Raw genomic sequence first — 17713 nt, 5'->3', positions numbered from 1 at the left:
TCTGGTTTGTTAGTATTTATATCGTTTTAATCACTAAATACTTCTTTGTTGTCTTGGGCTTCTTTGTCTATCTCAGGGGCAACATCTCTCGCATATGCCTCCCAGGTTCCGATTGGAAAACCATCATCCCAATCGATGCAGGGCTCTAGATATTCCGGGTGATACTTCTCCGTATATTCCAATACCGAACGCGGGATATCCGCATATCCGTTATTCGACTTGTGTGAATTCATTCGCCCAAAAAGCACTCCATCGATGCCGCTTTGGCCCATCTTCATCCATGGCCACCATGGTGAAATTCTGGAAAAACCGGAAGAGAACGAGGCTGAAGGGATATCCCGATCCAACATTTCGTGCAGCGGTGATGAAAAGGTGAAGTGCTCGGAAGGATTTATATAGGTCCCTGTACTCGCTTTGGGCCAGAGTTCTGGTGTCACAGGGTTGCGGTAGCGATGCGTATAATCCCATTCGAGCGTGATATTGTTCCCAAACTGCTGCCACGGAAGGATAAATGGAACAGAGCCATCTTCGTTCACGATCGCGGTGGCTTCATTCATTAGGGTAGGGGGATCGTCACCGTCTCCCATATTAAACTTGGGCATCACCGGTGTGAGTTCGCCGCGAATCCGATCGTTGAGAAAGTTATAAACTTCGACGCGTTCTCCGGTATAGGAGTTTAACCAGTCTCGTAGTATCTTTCCGTTCGCTGGGTCGTAGAAGTACCCGGTTTCTTTTCCCCTAAGTCTCACATTACCGTTGGCTAACAAGCGCGCCTGAAACTGCCCGAGACCGCAGTAGCCAAATAATGGCTTCGCCCTTTGGGTGCCAACCAGGCCAAACATCAAGCCATGAAAAGCTGAAAATACCGGCTTGTCGTCATAGGTTGCCCACAACTTTCCAAATGCATAAAGGTTGTCTTTGGCGTCATTCCAGTCGAGAGGTTTTGCGGTGAGTGGAATCTGGCTCCGCGGAGAAAATTGATATTTGTCATTTTTTCGCAGAAACCGCCGCAATAAATTCGAGAAGTCGCTCATGATACTCAGCCCTTTGAATGGTTCCCATTCGATATTTGCCGTGAAATCTGTAACTGCAAGACGGTGTTTTAAAGATATGCGAAATAAATTTTCAATCGAGTATTGCGTTATGCGTTGGACAAGTCAATAATTTGTGAACCTGAAGTCACAAGGTGACGCATTTAGCCGAAGTTTTGCTTTATGCCCCACATGAGGTTCCGATTTTTATAAGAAGAGGAGCATTGGGATGTATAGCTTTAAGAAACATGCACTGGCTGCCGCGGTAGCAGTGAGTATTACACCGGTCGAAATTCTTGCTCAGTCATCGAGCGAATCCGTAGAGGGTATCGAAGAAGTCGTCGTGACTGCCCGCCGACGGAGTGAGAGCCTGCAAGAGGTTCCAATTTCCATCTCCCCAGTAACATCGGAAGAAATCCAGCAACGGGCCTACTCGGGTCTAGAAGACATTGCTGCGGCTACTTCTGGCTTTACCTACGAGGGGTTCTCTACCAGCGGTACAAACGGGAATGCGGTAATTCGGGGGATGGCCCAAACGTTCACCACTGCGCGGACGCAAAACGTGGCCTTCTTCTTGAACGGTATTCACCTGCAGCGGCAGAGCATGATGAATTTCGGCTTGGTTGATATGGAGCGTATCGAAGTGGTCAAGGGACCGCAGAGCGCTATGTATGGCCGTAACGCGTTCGCCGGTGCGGTGAATTACATTACTAGCCCTGCCACCGATTCGCTGGAGGCAAGTGTCTCGGTAACGGCAGGCTCCGATGAGCGCCGGGATATAAAGGCACTGGTCAGTGGACCGATTATCGAAGATTTACTATATGGCAAGATCAATATTGCCGATTCGACTTATGATGGTCATACGCGGAATGCGCATCCATTTGCGGACGCAGATGTGCCGGGTCCGCATACCAATGGCAAGCTCGGGGGCTGGGAAGATCAGACGATTTCCGTCGCACTGGAATTACGTCCGTCGGAAAACCTGGAAGTAAAACTGGACTATTATCGCGCCGAAATTGAGCGTGAGTCACAGCCTTATTATGTGATGACTGGTGTTGCCAATAATGCCTGGGGCTTTACTGCATATAGTGATATGAACTGTAATCCGGTAACCCGCATGTCATTCCTCGGGTTTCCAATGACCGCGAATAGCTGGTGGTGCGGCGAGGTGCCCTCAGCTCCCACTACCGCGACGGATAATGTTTTAGCGCCTTTTGCTCCTGACGATACCGGACATAACGCAATCACGGTGGACCCCCGTTCAATTGGCGCCGTAGCGGAAACCGACGTTGCCAGCCTTGCGTTGAATTATGATCTTAGTGATCGCGTTTCGTTCTCCTACTTGTATGGCCGGTCCGGCAGTGACTCGCTGACTAATGGCGGCTCTGCAGATCGGGATCCACTCACCGGTGTTGGTACTACTTGGGATACGCTAATGTTCCCAATTCCTGGCGGTGGTATGCAGGTCGTTCCGCAGATCGCATATACCAATAGTTTTAGTGGCCGGCCTGTTTCCACGCTAGAGAGTGATTCGCACGAGTTGCGCGTGAATTTCGATGGTGACGCGTGGGAAGGTGGTGCCGGTATCTATTACAGTAGCATCGATGATGAAAGCTATGACCTGACCCTGTATATGCCTCTGTGCTCCACGTTTAACGCGGGTTTCGATTACGGAATATTTGGAGAGGAAGCGTGTAGTCTTCCAGCAGATGGCAGTGTGGGTTCCCCGCTGATGGCGGCGCCCGACCCGGTTTCACAGCGTCTCGGAATGTGGCACGGAGCTGAGTCAAAGCATACGTTGTTTGACGACAATGTATTTGCCTTGTTCGCTGAGGCGGCGTACTCGCCAAGTGAGAATCTCACACTGCGTGCAGAAATGCGTTACACCGAGGAAGATAAAGGCATTAAGCGCTTGACCGATGGCTTCGGTGTCCCTGCAAGCCTCCCGTTTTCTGGTGTAGTAATTCCTGAAGACCAAGAAACCTTCCATTATTTCACCCCACGCTTAACCGCTGAGTACCAGGTAAACCCTGATCAGTTTGTATATGTATCTGCGGCGATGGGGGTTAAGTCTGGAGGGTTTAATAATACCAATGACGTAGCCAAGCTCACTTATGACGAAGAGCAAAATTGGACCTATGAATTTGGTAGTAAAAATACCTTCCTCAATGGTGCCTTTCAGCTGAATGCGGCGCTCTACATGATCGACTGGGAAGACTTGCAGACTTCGCAGGCGCCAACCACCGGTACGGTGGGGGATACTATCCTGATTGCTAACACCGGTGATGCAGAGTCAATCGGCTTTGAAATTGACGGTCGCTGGCTACTTGGCGATAACTGGAGCACTGATTTCGCCATGGCATGGGCAAACCCCGAGTATGACGATGGTGTGGAGTATGAAGAGGGCGCACTCTTTATTAACAGTGGCTGTCTCCAGCCGATTATGGCCACTCCGGATCAGCCCGTGGCTTGTGGTGACCCTGAAGTAGGGGGAAACCAGTTGGCACGCACCTCGGAGTGGCAGGCCAGCCTGGGAGTCAACTATCAAGCGGAAGTCTTTGATGGTTGGTCACTTCTGGCGCGTCTCGATACAAACTACCAGTCTGAGCAATATATTACGCCCCTGAATTTGGCGCATACCGGGGATAGGGTGATTACGAATGCTAATGTCTCTCTGTCAGCACCGGAGAACTGGCGATTCAATATCTGGGGTAAAAATGTTCTCGACGAAGAGTACGTCGGGGGTGTTTTCGTCTTGAGCCAGTTTAACAAGATGATTATCGCTACCGGTATGGGACCGTCATATGGGGCCACCGTTAGCTACGACTTCTAAACCCACTATGCCAGGAGGGCAGGCTGCGAGGTGCCGCAGCTCTGTCTCCTGGCATTTTTATTGGTGGTAAAGAGCTATGGATAAGCTGGTAGAAGGAATTGGAGAGGAAGCCCAGAAGCTCATCGTATTTGGGGCGTCTGGAAGAACAGGGAAGCACTTTGTAAAACAGGCTCTGGAAAATGGGTATTTCATAACTGCGTGTGCGCGAAATCTGACAGCTATTGATATAGAGCATCAGAGGTTGCGTAAAGTCTATGTTGATATTCATGATATGGAAAGTGTCGCACAGGCATTTGAAGGTACGCATGATGCGGTCGTACTGACACTTGGCATTTTTCATAAAACGAATGAAACACCACTGGCGGATGGTACGGCGAATATCATTCGTGCGATGAAAGAGAGGGGGCTGCGGCGATTACTGATGATCTCTTCTCTGGGCGTCGGGGAAAGTCGTGGGCAGGGCAATTGGGTTGTGGCTCTGGTTACCCGATTTATCCTCCCTTACGTACTGCGTGACAAAGAGGTGCAAGAGACGTTAGTAAAGCAATCCGATCTCGACTGGACTATTCTACGGCCGCCGCAACTTTTGGGTAAGGACGTGACCCGGCCATACCAGATCTGGCAGGGAAGACCGGCCGCCACACGTATCCGGTGGAAAGTATCGACGGGTGATACTGCTCGCGCGCTTTTGCAGCTGGTACAGGATGATCAGTCCATTGGTCGTGCTTACCAAATTTCGTATTAACCCGAACCCTTTATTTGCACTTAATCGTCAAGGAATCGATCTACCAGCATATCGGTGACCTTGGCGATGCGCTTCCAGCTGGAATTCTTGGTTAGGTCCATGCCAAAGCAGTTAGGGCTGGCGACTTCCCGCATACACAAGTAATTTGTCATGCAATAAAAGACGAAGGCAAGGGAAACCAGATCCTCTTTGTGGTCGGTATCGATTTCTCGAAAAATCTCGGTCAATTCGCGTGCAATACGATCACTCGCATCCTCAAGGATGACGGTGATCTCGCTAGGGTGCATCAACTCACTGGCCATGATTCGCGTGATGACGGGCCTTTCACGCAGTGCCGCAATGTAGTTATGCTGGACCAGCCTAAACTGTTCCTTGACCGATAACTCTGCAAAAGCCGGGATATCCCCGCCAATGAGTTCTTCTGCGGTAGGCCAGTTGGCACTGCGCTCGATCCAGGCTTTGACTAAGCCCGGGAGCCCTCCAAAGTAGCGGTAGATCAATTCCTTACCCACGCCGGCTTCTTCTACAACACTGTTGACACCGATCCCGTCAGGGCCGTCGCGAACCAATAATCGTTCACAAGTGTCGATTAACAACTGTTCGGTTGCCGGGCGGTTGCGTTTCGTATTCTCTCGCCTAGGAGCTGGTGCTCTCTTTTTAGCGCGTGCTGGTTTGGTGGGGGTCGAATTATCGGATTCTCTAGTCATAACGCTAAATCAAGTTAGTTTTGTTCTTCGGGCCAGTGTCACATCGCAATTGATACCTGTTTTATTCCACATTCTTTCTGTGGTCAATATCCCGTTATTGACAGGGTGGCGCGCTACTCGACCTGGGAAAATATCTTTTGATAAATGTCATTTCTTGCTGCAATCTTACCACCTATAGTGACTTTGAAGTCAATTGTATTGACTTTCAAGTCACCAGAGGTGTGTCTTGCTATTGCTGTGGTCTGGTGATCTCAATGAATTTCAGTGCGCGAAATTGCGGGCTGGATTCGGCATAAAAATTTTGGAGTCTGCTATGAGAATAATGAACAAATCATTAGTAGTCGCCGGGATCGCAGCTGTGGTCAGTGTGTATGCGTACTCGGTGTCAGGTAATACGGGGGAAAGCTGTGATGCTAGTGCCGTCCAGTCTTACGACGGGACCTGCAATAACCTGGCTGAGACCGAGTGGGGGGCAGCTGACCGACTGTATACGCATGGATCGGAAGGTAGTGAGTACGCGGAAGATGGCACTTCTCCCTGGATTGAGGAGAAGGGACTGAGCGCAGAAGCTATCAATGAACGCGAGATCAGTAACCATCTGATGGCGAATAAAACGGGTGTTTCACTGAATAGTGACTCACTGCTTTCTCACAATGTTTTATGGATGGGGCAGTTCGTTACCCATGATGCGTCGAAGATCGACCGCGATCGATTATCTCACCCGTATTATACCGATACCGTACCGCGGCTAATTTTTGGTACAGACCCCCAGAATCCCCGCAGTGCTGATATCTACCAATGGTTGGGTGTACACCCGAGTGACCCGTCAAAGTGCTTGCCGCAGTTTGATGAATTTTTCCAGTTTGTACCTTGTGCCAGCAAGATTCCAACACGAGATATTTCGATAGAAATGGCGCAGGACTACATCGACAGTAATGGGGTTCCAGGTATCCCTGTGCTGTATCCGGATGCGCCCGAGAACGAAATCGCACGTATCATGTTTTCGCGCAATCCGCTCTTGCCCTTTACTGGTTCTGTTTCTAGCCCTGTCATCGTACACCCAGATGCAATCTATGAGGTGTATGACGGCCGTAAAGAAATTCGCAACCGCATTAATAGTTGGCTCGACCTTTCACAGATCTACGGTGATTCGGCAGCGGTAAACGCAGATCTGCGTTCCAAAGCGAACCCGCAGGACCCGTTCGGGCCACGTATTCCCGTTGGTGGGGGTAAACTTGCAACCTACGATTATGTGGGAGCGGATGCAAAAACTGTTTTGTATCGTCCAAATCCGGAGCTGAAGGCGGACTTGTACGAATTCCTACCCACGGCTGAAAAGATCCCAGCGCACCCGCGGCCAAATGATCCGACCCGTGCATTCAATCCACAAGACGAGTTCCTTTCCGGCGATGACCGGGCTTCCGAGAACCTGCAACTATTAACCTTCCATCTGGCGTTCCACCGCTATCACAATCGTGTTGCGGACCAAATGGCGCTCAAGTATTCGGGTGACATCGCCGGTATGGCACCGGAAGAGGCCGACGAGTTCTTGTTTCAGAAAGCCCGTCGATATGTGGTCGGTGTTTACCAGCATATTTTGTTTGATGAGTATCTACCCGCGCTGTTCGGGTCGCAGTTTGATGGCCTGATCGGTGAGTACAGCGGTTACGCAGACGATGTGAATCCGGATAGTAATACCAATATGTGGAACTCTGCTTTCCGCTACGCCCATAGTTCTGTGCCCAAAGAGTTCTTAATTTACGATGAGAACGGTCAGAATGTGATTGCGCCACACGTGGTGCTTGATTATTCGGATCCCCAGGCTCCGCCGGTGGCAGAGTTTGTTGACGTAGTAAACCGGAGCTTTATCCCTGAGTTCGGAACCCAGAATGTGCCGGGCCTTTCTCAGAGTGGTCCAAATCCACCGTTTACGGTAGCAAACCACGTCGCGCTGCACAGTACTCAGGGTATGGGTATCGCCAACGTCATTCGCTCTATGAGCCGAACGGTTACCGCTAACATTGACCTTATTTATGAAGACAGTGTCCGGGACGTTGTTGCTGCGCAAAGTATGATCAACGCGGGCATTGATTTGGCGGCAATTGATATCCGTTCTGCACGTGAGGTGGGGGTTCCTGACTTCAACCGTCTGCGTGGTGAATATCTCGGAAAAACAATCTATCAGAAAAGCAGCGACGATGATGGCTGCCGTGTATGGCACTTGCTCTACCCAGACGACCCCATCGAGTGTTTCCTGGAAATCACTTCGGATCTCGAAGTGGCTGAAGAGCTTCGTTCGCGTTACCGCAAGGTCTATAACGTCGAGGGTTTACTTGGTTTGTTGGCGGAAGACAAGGTAGATGGTTCGCCGTTGCCGCCTACCATGGCACGAATGATTGCCAGAGAATTCAATCTGAAGCGCAGTGCCGACCGTTTCTGGTATGAGCTCTACTATGCGGACGATGCGGATACTCTCGCAGAGATCAAATCTGTATCTATGGCGGATGTGTTTATTCAGACTGCTTGTGGGGTTGGTGAGCCGGGTTGTGCACTGCAAAAGTCGGATCTTGGCACCCCCGATGGTAATGGATATATCAATGCATTCTTGGTAGACCCGGCGATCGAGCAAATCACCTACGAAGCTGGTGCTTGTGTGCACGCTGGATTCTATCCGAATCTGGATAATCCAGAGGATGCCAGCCTGGCCAGTACTTTTGTAGCGTGTTCTGAGAGCTACTCGCGTGATGCCTGTGAAGTATCATCCTTCGACGGTGATATTACCGGTGACGGTATCCCTGATGTAACGCCTTTCCAGTCCGTATTCCTTGGCGCAGCTAGACCTTATGGTGAGCAGCTATGCCCGGACGTTCTGGAACCACAACATGTGAACTTCCAGTTTGGTCCTCAGGCGGTAATGCCTGCGGTAGGTACCTGTCGCCAGGGCTTTATTCATACCCGTGACAAGGTTTACGGCTTCCCCTTCGGTGCGCCTCTGAATGTTGAAGAGGTCGAGCGTTGGTGTACCAGTGATGGTAAGAATTTCCTCGCAGGTGGTTTGTTCGGGGAGTGGGTTGATGGTGCGGCGCCTTCTCCGGGCCCGAGTGCCTACCCGCCTCCCGTGCGCAATTAGGAGAAAGAATTTGCTAGTGTTGTTGTCTAGTAAATAGAGGCTGCTTGAAGTATATGGGTGCCCCTTGGGCACCCCTTTTTCGTTTGTATCAGGTCACAAATTATAGGATTTCATTATGGAAATGGTGGAAGCTGGTTCTGAGACTCGAGTGATTGACGAATTTGCAACGGAGTTTGAAGAGCATATCGTGTCTGCGTTGGGGCTACAGTTGAGTGACGAATTTGCGGATCTTGCGGCACTTAAGAATCTGCAGGGTACGGAAATGGGCTTCGCCCGGGTATATACGCACAATAGCGGCTTGATCGAGAAGGCGGCGTTTATGTCGTTAACGATGATGCCTGGAATGCGCTACTTCAATATTCATGTGATTCCGAAGCCGGAGCTGAATATACCTCGATTTAGCTTCGAAGGAATGCTTAATCCAAAGGGTAGCCAAATATCGATAGATCTTTATCCTGATCTAGATGTAATGATGAATCTTGATTACTTTAAGAGGCACTATCGCAGAGTGGAAAGTGCGTATCGCGAGGCTCGATTTGATAAGCCCGTCGAAGCAATTGAGGCCTCGCGGATGGCACATATGCGAGCTTGTTGTTCTCCATATTTCCTGCTCGCCTATGGTGTTGCCCCCGAGCATTTGCCAGATTTTTCTCGCTATGCACAGGCCTATCTCGCGGATTGGCTTGATATGTGCGCGAGCCCGGAAAAGAACGAGCCAGCCGAAACACTCGCCCGCAAGTTACGTCGCGAGCGCATTATGCAGGCCATTATTGAAGCTGACCCAGACCGGGATAAGGTCGTTATGCTGTTTGGCGAGGAGCTGACCCAGAGAATTGAGCAGGCAACAATGCTTTGATTGGAGCTGAAGGGTAGGGGAGCGCGGCGCTATACTGCGCCGCGACGAATATCCAAATTATTAATAGGTGCGTTTATGCTTCTGTTTTTGTGTGAGCGATATAGTGTGCATTCGGGTCACCATGCTTCACGCGATAGCCAGTGGAATAGATCCGAGCGGCGGAAATCTTGCGTGTGGGCGCCTTGATGTGCCCGGTAAATTCGAGTGGAGATAGCCCCTCTGCTTCACAAATTGCATCAAACACGGTCTTGTTTGTAGCTGGTATCCGTTCATTGTCACATACGTTATAAATACCTTTCAGTCCTGCCGTTACCACGTGCGTGACCGCTGCTACCACATCTTCAAAATGAATTGCATAGAGTAGCGCGTTTGCACCAAATATCGCCTTTCCATCAAAATAACTATGGGCGAGTTTTACCCGCTGGGGAAAGGATAGATCGCCAGGGGCACCGTACATATCCGGGAAGCGCAGTACACAACCACCGCTGCGAGAAAGAATGGCCTGCTCCGCTTCCTGATAGTAGCGGGAAGAGGGCTCTTCGTGATTACCGGTTGGCGTTTGTTCGGTAATTGCATCACTACCTTCACCGCCATCGCCATAAACTGAAAAGGAGGACAGGAATATTAGTCGTTCGCAGTTGGCTGCCGCGTTCTGGCAGGTATCGACCAGGGTCTGGTGGTAGTGACGGTGGCGCTCGTCGAGCGTGCGGGTATTTTTAACGTTGGGTGCGACGGTCACAATGATTGCATCGCACCCCGTAGCGGCAAGTGCGACTTTATCTGCTTCGTGCCCCTTTAATACAGCCACGCCGTCGGCAAATTGCTTCAATTCATCAATTTTTTCGGGGTTTGTGGTGGTGCCGATTACCTGATGCCCCTGTGCACGTAAGCTGCTACCAAGCGCTCGCCCAACATGGCCCATGCCTAGTATGAGAATTTTCATAACTGCCTCCAATTGAATTGTATTTTCACCAACAGGCGTGAGACAGCTTGCGCGTGGTGTTTATAGTGATACTAGTGAGCCACTTGATGTGTACATTGACGAAAATCAATTCAAGGTTGCGGGGTCAAAGAGAGCGAGGAAAGGCGCGACAGGCTGCGCTGTTTAACAGTGGCTGAGCCTATCTTAAGTGCCTGCCGTGCGACGGTTTGAACGAATGGGTTACGATGCGCGTAACCCGTTGTCGATACTTGGGGGTTGTTCAGGGAGATTTCATCTCGTCGTCGTAAATTGCCACACCTGAGGTCTTGTCCGACAGACGCCAGGCCCGGTACACGCCCTCGGTATTGAACTCCATTGCGATATTGCCGTCACGATCCATCGCGACGATGCCACCGGTGCCTCCTGCGGGAAGCAGGATATCTTGGATCACTTCGCGGGCGGCGGTGGTCAGCGGTAGCTCGCGATACAGCTTTCTGCTACAGATATCTGCAGCGACGTGGTAACGGATAAAGTATTCCCCATGACCGGTAGCGGATACGGCACAGCTATTGTTGTCTGCCCAGGTGCCAGCACCAATGATGGGAGAGTCACCCACACGCCCCCAGCGTTTTGCGGTCATACCACCGGTGGAGGTGCCGGCGGCGAGGTTGCCATCCTTGTCCAGTGCGGCAACCCCTACGGTGCCGTATTTGTAGTCGCTATTCTTAATATTGAAGGAGGTACCCTCGGCCTCCATTTTCTGCTTCGCTTTCTCAAGCTGCTGCAGGCGGAATTCGGTATCGAAATAGCTGTTTTCTACTTGCGGCAACTTCACATGGCGAGCGAAGGCGTCAGCCCCTGACCCTGCGAGCATGACGTGGTCAGACTGGGTCATAACGGCTTGTGCAGCCAGGATAGGATTCCTGACTGTTTTTACCCCTGCGACGGCACCCGCATTACGATTGCTGCCATCCATTATCGAAGCATCCAATTCATGCTGGCCGTCATAGGTGTACACCGCACCTTTCCCGGCGTTAAACAGTGGGGAATCTTCCAGAATGATGATGGCGGCGGTGACGGCTTCGATGGAGGAGCCACCTTTCTCCAAAACCTTGTAACCGGCATCCCGGGCTTCTGCCAGTTTTGCGCGAATTTCGGACTCCTGTTTGTCGGTGAGCTTGGCGCGGGTGATGGTGCCAGCGCCACCGTGGAGCACCAGCCCAAATTTCTCGGCCCAGGCTGGGGCGGCAACGAATAGAAAGACGAAAAGCAGTAGGTTTTTCATAGTTTTCAACTCTGGTGGATTACCCCGGTAGCCCCGAGGCGACTTACCTGGTCTCATACGCTGGCTTCACCTATCGGCGGTAGTGATAGGTGGTGGTTTCTCTTGCCGTGCGACCTGTGGTTACCTTACCTGAGCTTATTGACCTTAGCGACATTTGTGGTTTGTTTTCGGACTTGCGTGTGACGTGAGCGGGAGCGCCCCTGGAGCAGGGGAGAGAGGAAGGGTTCTTATGTGTCGAATTTTGCACAAGGTGCTGCTTTGGATATTGTTGGTTCCTACCGCCCCGCTGGTTGCGGAAAGCGTCGATCATGAGCCGGTTGAGCCAGCACAAGAAGCGAATTGGCAGCCGCTGGATCCGCTCTGGTCACAAACCCGCGGGCACTCCGCGGAAGAGGGCATCTTACTGGTTCTGTTTCCCGGCTACTCCGTTGAGCGAGAATGGGCCGAGCGCTGGGGTTCCGCCTTGCTTCAGCAGCCGGCGGTCCGTGCGGTGAATTTGGCCTGGGTATTTGCTGGGCCGCAAAGTGTTTTCTATGAAGAGCGGGAGTTACCGATCGCCGCCAGCATCGACAGACTGGGTAACGATCCATCGATACGGCGCATTGTGCTTGTCGCACATTCCAGCGGCAGTTTTCCGGCTCATCAATGGCTAAATCAGGTGGCGGCTCATTCGGCCCTGCGAGCCCGCTTTATAAATGCCGTTACCTATATAAACCTTGATGGGGGTTCTGGTGAGGGCCTTGTGGGAGGCGATTTGGCTCTGGGGTCGCCTGCATTGCAATTGATTGAACGGGCGCTGGCGGTGGCGGCGAAAGACATAGTGACCGAAAGTCGCTCGTCTAACAATGCGGACATGCAGGCGATGGCAGTGCGCTACCCGGGCATATTTCAATATCTAGCGTTGGAAGTCGATTCCGGGTGTGCGGAGGGTGCCGGCTGGTGTTTGCACGATGCGCTGATCATCCAGCGCCCATACAACACGCAAACGTTTGATTTACGACGTGATTACACCGAATTTACCAATGAACGACCGGTAAATATCGGTTGGTGGCCGGTGGCGGCTGATGGCCGTTAGCTGCGGTGTCAGTACGAATAAACGATGGCATTTGGGGGACGAAGTGAGAACAACATATTTCAATTCTCGGGCTTGGCAATTGGCCTGCGTGTCGCTGGCGTTGACTGGCATCTTGCTTTCTGGGTGTACAAAGAAGGAGCAAGTTACAGGTGTCGAAAGTGACAGAGATGCCGAGCGGGGTGAGAGCGTGATTGAAATGGAAACCTATCAAAAATATAAGATCTCCGGGCTAGACCAGCCTGTTATTCGTCAGTCGGACATATTGCCGCTGATTGAAGGGCTTCGGCAGGAGCCATTGCTCACCGTAGAGCAAGTCGGCGAGTCCTACCAAAAGCGGCCGCTATACAGTATTGCACTCGGTAAGGGGGCGACCCGGGTAATGCTGTGGTCACAGATGCATGGCGACGAACCCACAGCAACTCCTGCTCTATTTGATTTATTGAATTACATTACCGCACCGGAACAGGCAGCATGGCGTGACCAGTGGATGGACAAGCTTAGCTTGCTGATTGTACCGATGCTGAACCCCGATGGTGCTGAGCGCAACTCGCGGCACAATGCGCAGAGTTTTGACATCAATCGCGATGCCAAAGCACTGCAGTCACCCGAGGGACGGGTGCTGATGCAATTGGCGAAAGATTTCAAACCACAATTCGGCTTCAACCTTCACGATCAGGGCAGTTACTACGGTGTGGGGGACAGTGGTGAGGCGGCGACGATCTCGGTTTTGGCGCCTGCATTCAATGTGCACCGAGACATTAATGAGAGTCGCGGGAACGCGATGCAGCTGATCAGCGTCATGGTCGAGAAAATTCAGCCGGCCATTGGTGCCAATATTGGTCGCTATGACGACACCTACGCCTGGCGTGCTTTTGGCGATACCTTTTCTGAGATGGGGATCAGCACCATCTTGATTGAATCCGGCGCGCATCCGAATGATCCCAATCGGCAGGTTGCGCGGCACATGAATTTTGAAATGCTGGTTACGGCTATCGACAGTATTGCTTCCGGATCCTATTTGTCCGCTTCGCGCGCGACTTATGACGCTATTCCGCTGAATGAAGACGATGCGTTAGTCGATCTTAAGATTCGCAATGTACGTGCCGGGCAAGGTGATTTTACATACCGCACGGATTTGGCAATTCGTAAGCGTTACGGGCAGACCTCGGTTGCGGATGTGGGTGATCTATCTAATTTGGCTGGATTCCTGGACTACGATGCGGACGGCGCCCGGTATCAGATGCCCAAGGCATTTTTACTGGATGAGGAAACACCACTCGAGCTTACTGATGAGCGCTATTTGGCGCTGCTCCGTGAAGGGGTAGCCTACTTCGAAGGAGACGAGGCGCTGCTGGTCAAAGAGACTCAACTACCCGTGGTGGTAAACCCGCAGCGGTTGCAGGGTGAACTGCCCGCTAGACGCCGAAATGCGACCTTTCTACTTGCCGATGCCAATGGTGTTAAGGCGGCCATTCTGGATGGCGAACTGATAGAAGTAAGAGAATTTCAGCGCGGGAAATAGAAGTTGCGCGTTTGTCAGTTGGCTGGCAGTTGCCAGCCAAACTGATCAATCAGCGACATAAAGCATCCTCGAGGTGCCGCGACTAATTCCAGTCTTTCCGCCAAAACAGGGTGTTGAATCGACAGCCGATAGGCGTGTAGTAGCAACCGTGCGCAATGCAGTTGCTCCGCAAAAAAACGATTGTGGGTGGACTTGCCGTATTTCGGACAGCCAATCAACGGGTGGGACAGGTGTTTAAAATGTCGGCGAATCTGATGGCGCCGTCCAGTGACCAGTTCAACCTGTACCAGGGAGTAGCGGCTGCTGGGGTAGCGATCCACGGCAAACGGCAGCTCCACGGTATCAACACGCCGGAAATGGGTGATGGCCTCCTGGCGAGGTAATTCGCTCTTCGGCCGTTTACGCTGGTGTTTAAAGTCCGCAACTGGGGGCAGCGGATGGTCGATAACCCCCTGTTCGGGACAAAACCCCCGGCACACCGCCAGGTATTGCTTTACGGAGGTGTCACTGTCTAGCTGTGCTTGCAACTTTGCCGCGGCATCTCCGCTCTTGCCAAACACGATGACCCCGGAGGTTGGTTTGTCCAGCCTATGTACCGGGTAGAGGTGTTGACCTACCAGATCACGAAGATATTGCAGCAGGATGCGATCTTCATGCTTATCGATATCTGAACGGTGCACCAGCCACCCCTCCGGTTTATAGGCGGCAATCAGGTGGTCGTCTTCGAAAATCAGTTCGGGGGTCATCGGGAGGAGAGGTACCGGAATGTGCGATTACTGGGAGTATAGGTTGCCGGGTGTCGCGTAAGGCAAAAGGCGGCTGTACAGCAAAACTGTTGGTTCGATCAGTCCCAGCTTTCCAGCGGTTCCACATACACCCAACGCTTCTTGTAGAGCTTGAACAACGATATCTCGTGCAAGGCGTGTTCCGCATCGTCATCTTCAAACCACGCCTTAAATTCGACTACCGATTTCTTCAGCCCCTTTTTTGCCTTAACAACTTCCAACCGTAGCCACTTCGTGTGTAGATCCTGCTCGCTAAGCCCCGGGTAGGTGTCTGGGTGCCAGCTTTTTTTCAGGTACGGCAGGTTGCCGGTCACATAAGCGCTGTAACGGCTGCGCATCAGGGACTCGGCGTTGTTTGGATAGGTTTTCCCCGACAGATAAAGGTCGCAACACTGGGCGAAGGCTTTACCTGAACCGCAAGGGCACGTTGAGGGTGTCTGGGTGCTGGGTGTAGTCATGGCTGATTCATATCTGGACGGACGAACATCATAACAGTCGCTACGCCGACTTTACGGTCAGTAGTATGCGAATTGTGCGATGGCGAGTGTATGTCTGTGCCGGTCTAATGAAAAGCCCGCCAGAGCTGCTACGCTTAATCTCAGATATCCACGAAAGCGTGGATGGGTCCTATCTGTTGTCGATTTGGTGAATGGCCGAGAGGTTTGCCTATGGGGCGCAACGGTAAGTTGTCCATGAGTAGTTTGGCAATATCGTGTACGTTATTTGCTGGGCTGTGGTCGCTGGCGGCGAATGCAGATGATGATAAGGAAGCGGTTGGCCAGGGGCAGCCGGGGGGAGGGCAGAGTCCCTATTTGAGTTTTTGTCAGGAACGCTTCTATGAAGAAGACGATGGCATTATCCGCTGTAATTGGGCGGTTAATTTCAATTTAGCCTGCTTTGTTTCCTACCCATCCAATGTGGTGGTCCAGGCCGGGTCACTCATCTCCAAGCCCGAGATTATCGGGGAGTGTGATAACGGAGAAAAAATCATAAAGATTGTTCACTACTAGCGGGCACAGGTGACTTTTCCTCGTCGCTAAAGAGCATTGCTATGCGTTGCTCCAGCTGCTCGTAGGTAAATGGCTTCTTGATACAGTCCAGAATCCCATCTGCCAGGAGCTCCTGCACCTTACTTTCCACACTGTAACCGGTCGACAATATTGCCTTGATTGTCGGGTTGATCTGTTTGAGTTCGGCAAATAGCTGCTGGCCGTCCATGTCCGGCATGATCATATCCAGCAGTATCAGATCGACCGCAACAAAATTGTGCTTGTAGTATTCGATGGCTTCCGGTGCTGAAGCGAATGTAGTCACTTGGTGGCCATGCATTTCAAACAGGGTCTTTGAATAATTCCGCACGATGGCTTCATCATCCACCAGCATTATGTGAATGGGTTTCCCGCAGGGCACGGGTTTCTTGGTGTTTTTACGACTTACCTTGTTTTGAATAATTGGCAGGTAAAGGTCAAAGCAGGTGCCTTCGCCCAGCTCCGAGTGGCATCGAATAGCGCCTTTATGTAGGTGGATGGTGCCGTAGACCGCGGCGAGTCCGAGCCCGGCACCGCGACCACTGGCCTTGGTGGTGAAGAAGGGTTCGAATATCCGTTGGCGGATTTCTTCCGTCATCCCTGTGCCGGTATCACTGACGTTGATACGCAGATACTGCCCGGGTTCCAGCTGGAAGTCTGAGATAGACAGGGTATTTTCCACTGTCATATCGCTGGTGGTGAACACCAGTTCTCCACCGGAAAGCATTGCGTCCTTGGCATTGATGCCGAGATTGAGCAGGGCACTTTTTAGTTGCGCGGAGTCCCCCTTGATGTGAGGGGATTTTGCCCGGAGGTCCTGGCGAATTTCGATTCGACGGTCGATGGTACGCTTCAGCATCGCACATACGTCGCGCACGATGTCGTGGGTATTGCACTCGTTGATTTGATAGGAACCCTTGCGGGCAAAGGTCAGTAGCTGTTCAGTGAGTTCGGCTGCGTGGTGGGCAGTGTTTAAGATCTGGTTGGCGTACTCGGAAACCTTGGCGTCGTAGCTGGTCTGATGGATGACTTCTGCAAAGCCTGCGATACCGTGCACCATATTGTTGAAGTCATGGGCAATCCCCCCGGCCAATTCCCCGATGGCCTGCATTTTCTGTGCCTGCCGCAATTCCTCTTCCAGTAGCCGCTGTTTGGTGATGTCACTGCCAATACTCAAAACCCCGATGGGCTCATTATTGTCGTTGGTGAGCAGCTTGTTGGTCCAGGCTACCCAGACCCGGTTCCCGTCTTTGGTGATGTTTTCATTGATGTTATAGCGGTGTTCATCGGGGTTGTTGCAGATGTGGTCCATAAGTGGACGAAGGTCGCGGCCGGTACTTTCATTTGCGGGGACGATTGTCCCAACCACGTGTTTGCCGATGATTTCTTCTTCGGAGTAACCAAAGAACTGCTGGGCGAACTCATTAAAGAAGGTGATTAAACCGTTGCGATCCCAACGGAGGATAATGGAGTTGGCGTGTTCGACCAGTTCTCGATAGCGCTCTTCACTTTTGCGCAGGGCCTCGTACATCTCCTCGGAGGACTGAGGCAAATCGACATCGTCAGCCGCAGCACTCTCTGTTCTGGTCCCTGTTCTTTTATTGGTATTCATCCGCCCTTCCTGCGGTGAGGGGAAAGCTCCTGTATCCACGTCTAAATTCCAACACGGCCTGTACAAATTGTCTAGTAAACCGGCAATTTCGGGCAGTCGTACAATCCCGTATTGCCGATAGCATAGTATTGGTGTTGAATCCGACAGTATTGAGATAGGTTTCCTAATAACAACTGGGGGGA

14 protein-coding genes are annotated in these 17713 nt (G+C 51.7%); 7 read left to right on the top strand and 7 right to left on the bottom strand.

What is annotated here, in order from left to right:
• Positions 1–26: 26 nt before the first annotated feature.
• Positions 27–1034, bottom strand: a complete 1008-nt coding sequence (locus KUV22_RS03900) for a DUF1838 family protein (protein ID WP_222228535.1) — start codon at positions 1032–1034, stop codon at positions 27–29.
• 226 nt (positions 1035–1260) lie between these two features.
• Here KUV22_RS03900 and KUV22_RS03895 point away from each other — a divergent pair, with 226 nt between their 5' ends.
• Positions 1261–3864, top strand: coding sequence for a TonB-dependent receptor (locus tag KUV22_RS03895; RefSeq protein ID WP_222228533.1), 2604 nt, complete (start codon positions 1261–1263; stop codon positions 3862–3864).
• A 76-nt stretch (positions 3865–3940) separates the two neighbouring features.
• On the top strand, positions 3941–4609 hold the full coding sequence (locus KUV22_RS03890) for an NAD(P)-dependent oxidoreductase (protein ID WP_222228531.1): 669 nt from the start codon (positions 3941–3943) through the stop codon (positions 4607–4609).
• A gap of 20 nt (positions 4610–4629) precedes the next feature.
• Here KUV22_RS03890 and KUV22_RS03885 read toward each other — a convergent pair whose 3' ends face one another.
• Positions 4630–5316 (bottom strand): TetR/AcrR family transcriptional regulator, encoded by a 687-nt coding sequence (locus KUV22_RS03885; protein ID WP_222228528.1) that lies wholly within the window; start codon positions 5314–5316, stop codon positions 4630–4632.
• A 322-nt stretch (positions 5317–5638) separates the two neighbouring features.
• On the opposite strand from KUV22_RS03885, the gene KUV22_RS03880 reads away from it, so the two are divergent.
• Together KUV22_RS03880 and KUV22_RS03875 are read left to right on the top strand one after the other, a co-directional pair.
• Positions 5639–8446 carry a peroxidase family protein gene (locus KUV22_RS03880; protein ID WP_222228526.1) on the top strand — a complete coding sequence of 936 codons (2808 nt, stop codon included), beginning with the start codon at positions 5639–5641 and terminating at the stop codon, positions 8444–8446.
• Between the two features lie 115 nt (positions 8447–8561).
• The gene (locus KUV22_RS03875) at positions 8562–9302 is read left to right on the top strand and encodes a hypothetical protein (protein WP_222228524.1); all 741 of its coding nucleotides are present in this window, start codon (positions 8562–8564) and stop codon (positions 9300–9302) included.
• A gap of 73 nt (positions 9303–9375) precedes the next feature.
• Here KUV22_RS03875 and KUV22_RS03870 read toward each other — a convergent pair whose 3' ends face one another.
• Both KUV22_RS03870 and KUV22_RS03865 read right to left on the bottom strand, forming a co-directional pair.
• The gene (locus KUV22_RS03870) at positions 9376–10245 is read right to left on the bottom strand and encodes an NAD-dependent epimerase/dehydratase family protein (RefSeq protein WP_222228522.1); all 870 of its coding nucleotides are present in this window, start codon (positions 10243–10245) and stop codon (positions 9376–9378) included.
• Between the two features lie 259 nt (positions 10246–10504).
• Positions 10505–11509, bottom strand: a complete 1005-nt coding sequence (locus KUV22_RS03865; RefSeq protein WP_222228520.1) for an isoaspartyl peptidase/L-asparaginase family protein — start codon at positions 11507–11509, stop codon at positions 10505–10507.
• 229 nt (positions 11510–11738) lie between these two features.
• Here KUV22_RS03865 and KUV22_RS03860 point away from each other — a divergent pair, with 229 nt between their 5' ends.
• Positions 11739–12584, top strand: a complete 846-nt coding sequence (locus KUV22_RS03860) for a hypothetical protein (protein ID WP_222228518.1) — start codon at positions 11739–11741, stop codon at positions 12582–12584.
• 88 nt (positions 12585–12672) lie between these two features.
• On the top strand, positions 12673–14106 hold the full coding sequence (locus KUV22_RS03855) for a M14 family metallopeptidase (RefSeq protein WP_222228517.1): 1434 nt from the start codon (positions 12673–12675) through the stop codon (positions 14104–14106).
• Positions 14107–14120: 14 nt separating this feature from the next.
• On the opposite strand, the gene KUV22_RS03850 is transcribed toward KUV22_RS03855, so the two are convergent.
• On the bottom strand, positions 14121–14852 hold the full coding sequence (locus tag KUV22_RS03850; protein ID WP_222228515.1) for a pseudouridine synthase: 732 nt from the start codon (positions 14850–14852) through the stop codon (positions 14121–14123).
• Positions 14853–14950: 98 nt separating this feature from the next.
• Positions 14951–15349: a YchJ family protein gene (locus KUV22_RS03845; RefSeq protein WP_222228513.1), complete on the bottom strand. Its 399-nt coding sequence runs from the start codon at positions 15347–15349 to the stop codon at positions 14951–14953.
• 234 nt (positions 15350–15583) lie between these two features.
• Here KUV22_RS03845 and KUV22_RS03840 point away from each other — a divergent pair, with 234 nt between their 5' ends.
• Complete coding sequence (locus KUV22_RS03840; RefSeq protein WP_222228511.1) at positions 15584–15901, top strand: hypothetical protein; 318 nt, start codon at positions 15584–15586, stop codon at positions 15899–15901.
• Here KUV22_RS03840 and KUV22_RS03835 read toward each other — a convergent pair.
• Positions 15879–17531 (bottom strand): hybrid sensor histidine kinase/response regulator, encoded by a 1653-nt coding sequence (locus KUV22_RS03835; protein WP_222228509.1) that lies wholly within the window; start codon positions 17529–17531, stop codon positions 15879–15881. The genes KUV22_RS03840 and KUV22_RS03835 overlap by 23 nt on opposite strands.
• Positions 17532–17713: the final 182 nt, after the last annotated feature.

The organism is Microbulbifer agarilyticus (assembly GCF_019800665.1).
Taxonomy (GTDB): domain Bacteria; phylum Pseudomonadota; class Gammaproteobacteria; order Pseudomonadales; family Cellvibrionaceae; genus Microbulbifer; species Microbulbifer agarilyticus_C.
Note: the sequence above shows the minus strand (reverse complement) of the source record. Positions and strands in the feature narration are given on the sequence as shown.

Coding starts and splice junctions, on each gene's coding strand:
- KUV22_RS03900 (WP_222228535.1), bottom strand. CDS start 1,034: ATGAGCGACTTCTCGAATTTATTGCGGCGGTTTCTGCGAAAAAATGAC.
- KUV22_RS03895 (WP_222228533.1), top strand. CDS start 1,261: ATGTATAGCTTTAAGAAACATGCACTGGCTGCCGCGGTAGCAGTGAGT.
- KUV22_RS03890 (WP_222228531.1), top strand. CDS start 3,941: ATGGATAAGCTGGTAGAAGGAATTGGAGAGGAAGCCCAGAAGCTCATC.
- KUV22_RS03885 (WP_222228528.1), bottom strand. CDS start 5,316: ATGACTAGAGAATCCGATAATTCGACCCCCACCAAACCAGCACGCGCT.
- KUV22_RS03880 (WP_222228526.1), top strand. CDS start 5,639: ATGAACAAATCATTAGTAGTCGCCGGGATCGCAGCTGTGGTCAGTGTG.
- KUV22_RS03875 (WP_222228524.1), top strand. CDS start 8,562: ATGGAAATGGTGGAAGCTGGTTCTGAGACTCGAGTGATTGACGAATTT.
- KUV22_RS03870 (WP_222228522.1), bottom strand. CDS start 10,245: ATGAAAATTCTCATACTAGGCATGGGCCATGTTGGGCGAGCGCTTGGT.
- KUV22_RS03865 (WP_222228520.1), bottom strand. CDS start 11,509: ATGAAAAACCTACTGCTTTTCGTCTTTCTATTCGTTGCCGCCCCAGCC.
- KUV22_RS03860 (WP_222228518.1), top strand. CDS start 11,739: ATGTGTCGAATTTTGCACAAGGTGCTGCTTTGGATATTGTTGGTTCCT.
- KUV22_RS03850 (WP_222228515.1), bottom strand. CDS start 14,852: ATGACCCCCGAACTGATTTTCGAAGACGACCACCTGATTGCCGCCTAT.
- KUV22_RS03845 (WP_222228513.1), bottom strand. CDS start 15,349: ATGACTACACCCAGCACCCAGACACCCTCAACGTGCCCTTGCGGTTCA.
- KUV22_RS03840 (WP_222228511.1), top strand. CDS start 15,584: ATGAGTAGTTTGGCAATATCGTGTACGTTATTTGCTGGGCTGTGGTCG.
- KUV22_RS03835 (WP_222228509.1), bottom strand. CDS start 17,531: ATGAATACCAATAAAAGAACAGGGACCAGAACAGAGAGTGCTGCGGCT.